General features: G+C 41.4%; 7 protein-coding genes. All 7 read right to left on the bottom strand.

Annotated elements, in window-relative coordinates:
• Positions 1–71 precede the first annotated feature (71 nt).
• Positions 72–851, bottom strand: a complete 780-nt coding sequence (locus CTER_RS20930) for a YibE/F family protein (RefSeq protein WP_004629150.1) — start codon at positions 849–851, stop codon at positions 72–74.
• Positions 848–1981 carry a YibE/F family protein gene (locus CTER_RS20935; protein ID WP_004629026.1) on the bottom strand — a complete coding sequence of 378 codons (1134 nt, stop codon included), beginning with the start codon at positions 1979–1981 and terminating at the stop codon, positions 848–850. Before CTER_RS20935 ends, CTER_RS20930 begins: the two co-directional genes overlap by 4 nt.
• A 138-nt stretch (positions 1982–2119) precedes the next feature.
• A complete protein-coding gene (locus CTER_RS20940; RefSeq protein ID WP_004629064.1) occupies positions 2120–3685 on the bottom strand; it encodes a hypothetical protein in 1566 nt (521 codons plus the stop codon).
• 744 nt (positions 3686–4429) lie between these two features.
• Complete coding sequence (locus CTER_RS20945) at positions 4430–4870, bottom strand: SMI1/KNR4 family protein (RefSeq protein ID WP_004629252.1); 441 nt, start codon at positions 4868–4870, stop codon at positions 4430–4432.
• Positions 4871–4885: 15 nt separating this feature from the next.
• Complete coding sequence (locus CTER_RS28605) at positions 4886–9274, bottom strand: HNH endonuclease (protein ID WP_004629086.1); 4389 nt, start codon at positions 9272–9274, stop codon at positions 4886–4888.
• 214 nt (positions 9275–9488) lie between these two features.
• Positions 9489–10376, bottom strand: coding sequence for a ribokinase (locus CTER_RS20955; protein WP_004629158.1), 888 nt, complete (start codon positions 10374–10376; stop codon positions 9489–9491).
• Positions 10377–10405: 29 nt separating this feature from the next.
• Positions 10406–11416 (bottom strand): LacI family DNA-binding transcriptional regulator, encoded by a 1011-nt coding sequence (locus CTER_RS20960; RefSeq protein ID WP_004629048.1) that lies wholly within the window; start codon positions 11414–11416, stop codon positions 10406–10408.
• Between the last annotated feature and the right edge of the window lie 105 nt (positions 11417–11521).

The following is an 11521-nucleotide window of genomic DNA, read 5'->3' on the forward strand; positions in this document are numbered from 1 at the left end:
ATTTCCAAAGCATATTAAAATATCATAAGGAGAAAATTGTATATTTTACCTGTACTTTAAGTTCTTATCCGTCAATGGGAGCCTGATAATTTTCCTGCCGGAAACTTTATTAAAAGAATTGCGCTTGTAACGATTGCAGTTACAGGGATAATCAGTATTATTCCTATGCCGCTGCACAGTATTTGAAAAACTTCAGGACAAAACAGTTTGGAATTGATCAATTTGCTCAAGGGATAGTTTGTTATATCAAACCAGAGCAGAAGTGTCATAAAACCGCCAATGTATGCGAAAAGCAGAGTGTTTGTCATGGTGCCCAGTATGTCCCTGCCGATATTAATACCGGACTTCAGCAGGTCATGTTTATTAATGTATGAATTATTGCTGAATATCTCCTGCATGGAGGATGAAATTGAAATGGAAACATCAATAACAGCACCTATCAGCCCGATCAGTATTTCACATATGACCAGTTTTGAGAAGTCAATATGAACATAATATGATAGATATGCCGCTCTTCCCGGGTTTTCATTGCTGAAACCCTGCAGCCTGGCATCTGAACCTATTTTATATACCAATAACAGTGTCAGCAGCACTACCAGGCATACAGCTATAAACGATGAAACCGTTTTTTTATTAAAGCCGTTTATTAAAAACAAAGTAATGGAACTGATTGCAATACAGCCTATGACCGTGGCCTTAACAGGGTCTATACCGGAAGAAATCAATTTAAGCATTGCAAAAAAGGTAAAAAAGTTCACTATGAGTATGGCGAAAGACTTTAATCCTCTGTTTTCTCCTACTACGGCCATCAGGAATAATAAAATTATCAATAATACAAATGTAACACTCATGTTTTAACTCCGCTTCTTTTATATGTCAATAGTAATACCGAGATATAAATGGTTATGGGAATACTGATAACTATGCCTATACTCCCGGTCAGTGCCCGGGTTACTTCCAGGGACAAGTTATAATTTATGATGTTGAAGGTTGAATATCCATTCTTAATCCAGAGTATTATCATGGGAATGCTTCCGCTGATATATGCAAACACAAGTACGTTTGCCATGGTTCCCATAATATCCTTCCCAATCTCCCTGCCGGAACTGACAAGCATTTTAACCTCAATATCAGGATTTTTCATATAAATTTCATTGATGGCTGATGAGATGGTTATTGCAATGTCTATAATCCCACCCAGAGTACCTATTATTACTTCTACAATAAACAGCCTGGTGGAGTCATAGGCTAAAAAATCCATTTCGTCGTAATATATGCCTTTCCCGTCGGTAACCAGGATGACTGCAAGTGTCAGAAGAAGTGAGAACAGAGTTCCGGCAATGGTTCCGCAGATTGCCGCAAAGCTTTTGTTATTGATCCCATTCACCAGGAGAATGGATATCAGAATGAACAATAGGCTGGCAGCCGCAGTGATAAGAATAACATTATACCTTTTGACGTAAAGGTCGATAAGCATCCATGAAATCATAATATTGACAGAAACACTGGCCAGTGATCTCAAACCTTTTTTCCTTCCAATCACAACAATAAGAAATACAAATATTATTATGATATATATAAGCTGCCTGTCCCGTTTCAAATCCAGGATACCGGCTGATATGATATTTTTTTGAGCATCCTCCCTGTATGAAATAAAAACCTCGTCCCTGACTTCATACCGGGTATCAAACACCTGGGATTCGGAAGTATTATTACTCAGAGTTATAATCTCTCCCCTGTGAACTCCATTCATCACCACTGCTTTTATATCCTGGGTGTATATCTTTTCGGAATTGCCATAAATGTCACCGGACTGCTTTGTATATGTCTCTGTTATTGACGTAATCTTAGCTATTGGTCTGGTATAAAAGCTTTCATTATTATTTGCGAATATAACTGCACCCAGCAACAAAATTACTAAAAATATGGTAACCACAGCCCTATGCCTGTAGTTACCGCTATTTAAACCAGATATTTTCATAAGTTCCTGTCCTTAAATTCATTATTTCTTATTATAATACACCCAAAATAATACAAAACCAAGTATAAGAAGAGACAAATTCAATATTTCAGAAGCTGATTCAATGAATAAGCCAAAAGTTTAAAGCTATTTTTTAAGCTATTTAAAGAGGGTGATTGCAAAGATATGCATGTTTGTGCACTGGGGCAGGGTTATGCTTTCCAGCTTTACAGTACCCGGAAAAAACCTCTGTACGGCGAATATACTATATAAATTATAATACAGCCTGCCTTCGTTTTTATCGTAAACCTTACCCTTCCATATGACCTTTTCGTCGTATAATGGCTGCCCGGCTGCCCAGTCACTGAGATCTATCCGCACCGTATCCCGGTTTCCGCCAGCGTGGTTTAATGTCATATGCTCAGTATAATTCCCCCATTCGCTGGAGCCCAGAATGAAAATGCCCCTGTATTCCCCTGTAGGAACAGGTATGGTCTGACTGCTGCAGGATATGTTGTCACAAACCCCGTCCCGCAAAACAGGAAATTCAAAACGCATTTTTCCCAATGATATAATTTGTCCGTCTGGAGCCTCCTGTGTCAGGAAATAATGTCCCGTTCCTGTAAAGTCGGCAGGGCAGTCTTTTGAACATATACTGTGGAAGGCAATATTATTAAACATGTCTTTTAAATCAATAAAAGTGCACTCGGTCTCTTCAGTTATAATATCAAAGCCGGTGTTTTTTGCATTCTCTTCATTTTGAGCTGAACCGGAATTATCCATAGCATCTTGAAGCTTGCTGAGAATATTTCTTTCTTCTTTTAAAATATCTTCGAATATTTTGAGTGCCTTATCGTGTATGACAGGAGAATAACCTGTGTATACCCCTTTAAGCAGCCAGCTTATTGCAACCTTCCATTTGGTGGATACATTTTGAAAATCATTAACAATATCATCAAGGCACGGATTCTGTAAATTCTTATTTATATGGTCTATGAACTGGGAGTAAAGGAGTCTGGAACCCGACACATACATAAGATTTCTGTAAAACAGTGCACCCCATATGTTGGACCTGGCTCCCCTGAATTCGTCTTCAAAATTAAACCTTGTTGTAAAATCGATTATAAAACTTTCCAGGTTGTTAAAAATATTCGACTGCCGGATTTTTTCCACAGACTCCGACAATATGGCTTTGTAATCAAAAGCACCTGAAGATTCTTCAAAATGAAATGTCGAGTAGAAGGCGTAACCCTTTTCGAAATCAGCATAGGGCAACTTAAAGTGATTCAGTCCAGCTACAGGATCAATACATACAATATTGTTGCTGCCGTCAATATCCAGGGCGAGGCAGGTGTGTCCGAGGCTGTGTTTTTGATAATTCCGGCTCCAGGGACACCAGTAGGTATTTATGGATATGGCGGTAGGATACCCAAGCTTTAACTGTTCATTTATGGTATTGAGGATCTCCCCAACCGTTTCAGCCTTTACTGTTGATATTTTAAATCCATAATGCATCTCCAGTAAATCCTGCAGGTTGTTATTGCCGGTGCCGATCCTTTTACCCATTAAGCCTTCTTCTCCCGGCTCGGGAGGAAGGTATTCAAAATTGAAAGCCCCGGAAAAAGCCAGCCGGTATTCTCCCCTGTAATGGGATGCCACCGAAAAAAATATATCCTCCCTGCAGTTCAGCCCTTCTACATGTACCGGTGGAATATTCAATAACATTTTTAATCACCCCACTGATCACCATTTTTAGCTATGCTGTACCGTTAATGCCTGTAAAAAAGTTACATTTTATATATTATATTACATTTATTTTTCTTTTTTGTCAATATTTTTATGTCCTTGAATTTGTTGGGAAGGCTGTTACTGTTGAAAAAAGGGAGAAGTTTATTTATAGGAGACAGTTATACACAAGGAGTTCACCTTTATTGTTTTATGTCTACCTGATATATAAGGAAAGCTATGGTTCACCATGAACCATGGGGATGGGCTGTGCCTTAAGAACTGAGCAGAAACCGGGCTGGAGAAATTGATCCGTGCAGCACATTTCAATCATCAAATCCCTTGCCCTGTGTGGCAAACGTGTTACCCCTGTTCCCGATTTTCAAGCGACTATGGAGTTCGAATACCCATACACAGATTGAGAAGGAATTTGAGGGCAATTTGGCGACTGTTTGTTCCGATACTTTTCCGAACAAATTGTGCTGAACCTAAGGGTCGAAAATGATGCAGGATAAAGAGAGGTGGTCGGATTGATGCAATTGAGTTACTATATGGGTCAGATTATGAGAATTACCGCATTTGCCAAGGGGTTACTAGGTAGTCATTACTGACACCTATGGCTTTTACAGGGACAAAAAGAAAAGATCTCAACAGAGAATATTTCTCCCATTAAGACCTGATTTTTATTAATTTACTATATAAATAAAACATAGCCAACTTGTTATTACCGCTCATAATATTATGTTATGGCTTTTTTAATTGGTTAATAAACTCTTGGAAACTATCGCAAATTTTATAAACATTTTCCTCTTCGTTGGATTGATTAAAAAAAAGTGAATGATCCCAGTAGAATACACCCTTAATTTCCGCATCATTTATTAATACAACCATGCCTGTTCCAGGATCACGACCAATTATTATGCTGTTTGAAAGCAAATCACTTCTATACTCATCATTCCAATCCTGCAAATCCATCTCGCTATCAATACCTAATCCGTATAACACATCCAATGGGATAATTTCACTTAATGCTTCGACAGTAAAAGTGCTATATCTTACTTGTGGAGTTCCCCCATTATATTCTATCAAAAATTGCTTATAATCATCTGGTAATGAAAATCCTATATGCTGCTCAAAATTTCTAACTGTTTCTTCTGTAGCCATTCCAAATCCTATAATACTCATTTCACTTCAACTCCTTTATTTTTTAGAAAGTGCCATTCCACCTTCGTGTGTAAACCGACTATGTAGTTTTGCATTTACTTCTTGCATTGTAGTTCCATTCTGGTGATGATGCCATGTACTAGTGCTAGCCTTAGGGCCTTTAGGAGCAAGCTCGTCTGCCTTTTGAAAATCTTTATAATAACTTTCAAACTTCCCAATCGGCACTTCTTGTATTACCATCCCTGCAGATTTGAAATCCGGGTATTCATCTGGATAACTCACAGAATGACCTTCCCAGTCGTGGTATGTCCAAACCCAATTTTGGGCGATTGAAATAGTACCTACCCTACCAAAATTACCACCAAGCCACTTATCGATACTTGGTGAATACTTAGGTTTCTTTTTTCTGAGTTCCTTAGTAAACTGCTCCTTGAGGGTATATATCGTAGGTTTACTATTTTGATCTTTACCTTCACTTACTCCCGTATCAGTCTGTTGTAAAGTACCTATTAACTCGTTGCTTTCTTGTGGGATTTTCTGCTCATTTGTTTCATTTTTTATCTTTTTATTTTTATCATTTACTTCTCCATTATCTGGTATTTTTCCTGCTTGAATTTGATCTTCCAATGTTTTTTCATCGCTGGCCATCATAACAACATTTGTGTTTTGGCCTTTTTCCACCCACAGCTCATGGGTTTCGTTGCCCAGCTTGAATTTGACCTTCGGAGTGAGCATTTTTCTTATTGCTCCTGTTATTTTGGCTGCTCCGGCTGCCAGTATCTGCATTCCAAGCTTCTTAAGGTTTATTAGGCCTAGTGTCATGAGGTTGTTATGTATGCCGCTCTTGATGGTTCCGAAGAAGTCTTCTCCGCCTCCATCTTTACTGCCGCCTTTACTGCCGCCTTTGCTGTCTCCCTTACCGCCTCCCTGGGCCTGTTCGCTTTCCTTGCCGCCTGCATTTCCTCCTATTCCCATGGCTGTCATGAGTTTGGCCCCGTTACCCATGCTGGATAGGGTTGTTTTCTCGGCACTGTCCACCATTCCTGTTGTCTGGTCTGTGACCTGGTCTATCATGCCTCCCACTGTTTTTACAGGGCCCTCCAGGGGTTTCATTATGCCCTGTACCGGACCTGAACCTGCGATTTTGTCCAGTATTTTGTCGGCATAGGGTATGTATTGCCTGATCAGCTCTACTATGGATTTGCCGGCTATTGCCTCTATCCCTTTGAATACAGCTTTTATCAGGGCTGAGGGCGGATGTGTGATTATAAAGTTCAGCACCATGTCCACTGCCTTGTTGGCTATGGTTTTTATGAGCTGGGCAGGCTGTCCCAGCAATGTTACTTTTTCTTTGATGCTTCCCGAGATTTCTTTTACTTTGGTTTTTATGCTGCCAAAGAAGTTTCCTACTGCCTCTTTTAGTTTTTCTGCTCCTTCGCTGAGGGCTTGTGCGGGATTCCCCACTTTTTCGATTACTGTCACCACGCCTGCATATATTGCACTGAAGACTTCAAACCAGGGTTTTGCCACTATGTTTATGACCCCCAGTATTTTGTTCAGTCCTCCTGCTATTTTGTCATATATGCCTTTTAGGACGTTCAAGACTTTTGTCAAGGCATGCAGTACTTTTATGAGCCCTTTTTCTTCACGGCCTGCTGCCGGTTCTTTTTCCTCTTCTTCCTTGGGCTCCTGAGGCAAGCCCCTTAGCTGTCCGAACAGGCCTTTTACAAGGTAGCCTCCTATTCCCGCTATGCTAAGTATCTGTTTTACATCCGACAGCTTTATGCTTCTGATTGTGTTGACAATGTTTAATACCGAGCCAACCTGTTTTAATATCTGGGGCAGTGTTGTTGTGAGCCAGGTTACTATCTGTACTACTACACTCCCTCCGCCTGTTGCAACTGCTGCCGCTATTTCTGCTGCTATCTGGGCTCCTTCCAGTACTACATTGAATACTTTTTTAAAATCCATGCTGAGGAATTTTTTTATTCCTGACATTACTGTCTTATACAGCTTCTGTATTCCTGTAAACATGCCGTCCACTGTTTTTGCCATTTTGTCCAGTACTGTGGTAACTCCCTTTTTCAGCTTGTCTGCGGCTGCATTTACTATTTTTGTGGCCTTGTTTACGGCATTGTCTATAAAACCGCATATTTTTTTGGATATCCCGGGGAATTTGGCAAATACTTTTTTCACAAGGCCTTTCAGTACATTTCCAAGTCCTTTGATTGCGCCGACTACCAGTCTTCTACCTGCCTCTATCAATCCCATTGCTGCCTGTTTTGCTTTTTCAAATATGGTTTTTACCACCTGGCGCAGCTTGTCAAATACAAAGCTTACCGCTTTCTTTACGAAGTCTACCGCTTTTTCCACCTTGTCCTTGGCCCAATCCCAGGCTTTTTCGAAGATGTTTTTTTTGTGCTCCTTTTCGCCTTCCTTTTTCTTTTCTTCGGCTTCCTTTTTTGCTGTTTTACATTCCCTGTCGGCATCCTTTTCTGCCTGGGACATTGCCTTTTTGACTTCGCCCTCTTTTTCGTCCTTTATCTGTCCTACTTCTTTTTTCTTTTTCTCTGCCTCGGTACTTGCCTCTTTGTCATATTCGGCACTTGCGGTGTTTACCTCGTTCCTCCACTGATTTCTATAGCCTTCCACCTCGGCTTTTGCATTGGCCTGTTCCTTTAGCTGGGTATCACGTGCCTGTGTCTTTTGGCTTTCTATCTGCTCATTGGCATTTTGTTTTGCATTGGATACTCCCGTATCGAATTGAGCCTTGCCCTGCTGGTATTCGTTTTCTTTTCCCTGCATAAAGGTTTTCAGTTCGGAACTCAGTTGTGGATTTGCTATGGAAGCTACGTCAGGAGGTATGGGTGCTGTCCTGTTGATGTCCAGCCCAAGAGGTATGACTCCGCTTATGGGTTTTGCGGCCTTTATTTTTGTTGGATCTTCCTGGGGTGCTATGCCGTTTTCTCCGAATTCCTGATTTGTCTGGCTCAATTCGGCCTGCTTGGCCGACTGCACATTTTGTCCCGCCTCGGCCTTAAAGCCCTCCATCTGATTTGGGTCGGCTTCTCCCGTCATTCCGATTGACGGTGTATTCTTCGAATATTCCCTTGCCTCGGCCATTACATCATCTGCGTCGGCCTCCGGGTCTGAACTCAATTTAATGTCACCAGGCATTCCTTCCTGCGCTTTTCCTCCTGCCTTTTCGCTCTTGTAGGCCGCAGGTTCGTTATGCTTTATTTCCTTTACCCTTGCGACGGCAGCTTTTAAGCCCTTGTCCTTTTTTGCAGGAAGCCCTGTAGGCGTGGGTATTTCAGGCATAACAGACTGTGTCTTCGCCCGCTGTTTCTCAAAGGCACCGTCTGAAACAGCAGCGGCCTGGGAGAATGCATTAACTGCTTCGGTAGGTGGAATGCTTCCCAGCTGATTCAGTATCTTTAAGGGATCCTCGCCCGAGATTTTGACTGCAGGTGCCTTTGCTGCCTGCTTTTGAGCTTTCTCAGTATTTGCAGCACCTTCAGCCTTGCCGGCTTTTTCAGAGCCTGCTGGAGCTGGGATATCTTCCACAGGTGACACGGCTTCCTGTTTGGCTTGGGGATCTTTATTAGCTGCTGCTGTATTTTTATCAGCAGCTGCTTCTTCTGCTTTTTTATCCTCAGCTGGCTTACCTCCCTCAGCTGCTTTGTCTTCCTTGGGGGAAGCAGGTTGTGATTCTTTACCTGTCTGGACAGCGGTACCCTCCTTGTTTTCAAGTTTTGCTGGAAGGGGCTCTTTGTTTTGCTGTAAAGTCTCCTGCGGCGAAGAGTTTTCCTTTACCGGTTCACTCTCTTTTAGGTTTACTTGCTTACCGATATTACTGCCTGCATCGGATTTACTTAAAACAGTGCCGGTATTTCCCCCTGCATCTGATTTATTTAGAGCAGTTTCAGCGTTGGACTTTTCTGCCGTTACCGGAGCAGCCTTTTCCTTTGTTTCCTGCTTTTCAACCTTTTGTTCAGCCGGTCCGGATGCCTCTGACGACCTGGTCTTCAGGTCACCCGAGTCACTTTGTTCCCCGCTTTTTTCCGCGGTCTTGCTGCCGGCATCCTGTTGCTGCAATTCCGACTGTTGTTTTTCCGATTGCTGCATTTTAGAATCCGGCTGCTTATCCTGAGTGCCGGGAGTAGTTTCTTTGTCTTGACCGGGTTGGTTGTTTTTTGGAGGTATCTTTTTAATATCGGTAAGCAGCTTAATAACTGCCTGATTTCCGATGGTTTTCTGTAGGATATTTATATCCTGCTGTGTCAATGAATTGGGCAGTCTTTTGAGACGTTGAATTATTTCTATATAGTTGGGCTGCTTGACCAGGGGTTTTTGCCTGGATGATGAGTTCTGGAGGTTTTTGTTCTGTGCCGCTGCCGATTTATCCGGTGCTCTGGTGTACATCCTTTTCAACTCCTAAAATTTATTCCTATATTCAATAGTAAATTTTAGAGTTGATTTAACATCTAATTCCATAATTATTTTTTTCAAAATGCATTTTGATGTTTTAATTGCTGTATGTTTTTTAGTCTGATACAGCTTGTGCCAATAAAAAAACGGCTATAAACATAGCCGTCGCATTACTTCGTACAAGTATTAATTTTTTAGATATGAATTTTTATTCAAGCATATCCATTACCATTTCAACTGTTGGTATGGACGAGACGGCACCTGCCTTTGAAACAGCCAGTGATGCGGCAAGCGAGGCAAGCTTCAGGGAGGTGGGAACATCCGAACCTTTTGCTATTGACCCTATAAAGTACCCTAAAAAGGTATCACCTGCTGCAGTTGTATCAACCACTTTTACATTATATGCATCATGCCGGAACTGACCGGATTTATCCGAATAAATAACCCCGTTTTTTCCCAGGGTCAGAACAATGCAGATATCGGGATATTTTTCCAGGAGCCGTTCTGTTATTTCTTCCGGCTTGCTGGAACCTGTAAGATCTTCCCCTTCTATTTCATTGATTACCAGCCAGGTTATACCTTCCAGTGAAGTATTTTTGATCCAGTCCTCCATAGGGGAAGGGTTAAATGCTATTTTCATCTTACGTTTCCGGGCTTCTTCAAGCAGGTAGGGTACATTACTTATCTCATTTTGGGAAATCAGAATATCGTTTTCGGAAAACTGCTCTAATATTTGGTCTATCTCACCGGCAGTTATTTCCTTATTTGTACCGCCAAAAAGTATAATACTGTTTTGACCGGACTTATCCTTTTGAATCAGCGCATTCCCTGTACGCCCTTCACTTTCCAGCAGGAAATCGCACTTTATCCCTGCCCCGTCCAGAGCCTCTCTTATTACAGCTCCATCCCTGCCTATTTTCCCGGCATGATAAACCTCAAGTCCCGATCTTGCTATTGCTACAGACTGATTCAGTCCCTTTCCTCCGCAGAAGGTATTGATTTCCCGGGAAGAAATTGTTTCACCGGGACGGACTATATGATCCAAGCTATAGACAATATCTATATTCAATGATCCAAAATTCAGTATTTTATTCAAGCTGCACACTCTCCTATGCTAAAAACTTGTTATTTCTGGTCACGGACACTGTCCCTGACAATAAGTTCGGTATTGATCTGAATTTTTTGTGAAGGCCCGCCGCCTTCAGTCATCAATGACATCAGCCTTTTTACGGCAGTGCTTCCCATTTCCTGTTTAAATACCTTTATTGTTGTCAGTCTCGGACTTGTTATCTCACAGAAGGGCATATCATCAAAACCTATGATGGAAACATCCTTTGGAATATTAACACCCTTTTCCTTTAAAGCTCTCATTACTCCGAAGGCAATAGTGTCATTGTCTGCAAAAAAGGCTGTCGGCAGGTTTTTGTTGTTTTCCAGAAAGGCCGACATATCCCTGTATGCACCTTCCATTGTGGGCTCGACAGAAATAAGATACTCCTTTTTTACAGCTATCCTGGCTTCATGCAAGGCGTCCAGAAATCCCTGCCTTCTGTAAAAAAAGTTTTTTATAAAGGCCGAACTGCCGATGTAGCCTATCTCGGTATGCCCATTTTCTATTAAATAACTGGTTGCTCTGAATGATGCATCTTCATTGTTTATGAGAACCGAATTAATATTGCTGTCCCTGAGACAGCTGTCAAGTAAAACAATTGGGTTTCTGTAATTACCGAACAGCTCAAGGTCTTCACTCAGCATTTCGGTTGCAAGTATAAGCATTCCCGAAGCACTGTCATTATTCAGACCTGCTATGATCTCCCTGAAGTCCTTCTCCATAATGCTTATGTGGGAAATAAGCAGTTGATATCCCTGCTGCCTGCATTCCTTCTCTATTCCCTCTATCAGGGAAGAAAAAAATGGAGTATCATTGACAACATAGCCATGCCTTTTGAATATAACCAGCCTTATGGTACTTTTGTCGGAAGCGGTTTCCCTGGTATACCCAAGCTCTCTGGCAGCTTTCAGGACATTCTGCTTTATTTCCTCACTTACTCCCTTTCTGTTGTTAAGAGCATTGGACACTGTGGCAGGTGAAACATTTGCCGCCTTTGCTATATCCTTAACAGTTAATTTCATCATAATCACTCCATTTTATCCAGATAACAGATAACCCAATTTTCATCTGAGACATTATAAAATAATAACTCCCCTAAAGCGGTGTTTTATTATTTTATAATGTCAATA

It is taken from the genome of Ruminiclostridium cellobioparum subsp. termitidis CT1112, assembly GCF_000350485.1.
Taxonomy (GTDB): Bacteria; Bacillota; Clostridia; order Acetivibrionales; family DSM-1351; genus Ruminiclostridium; species Ruminiclostridium termitidis.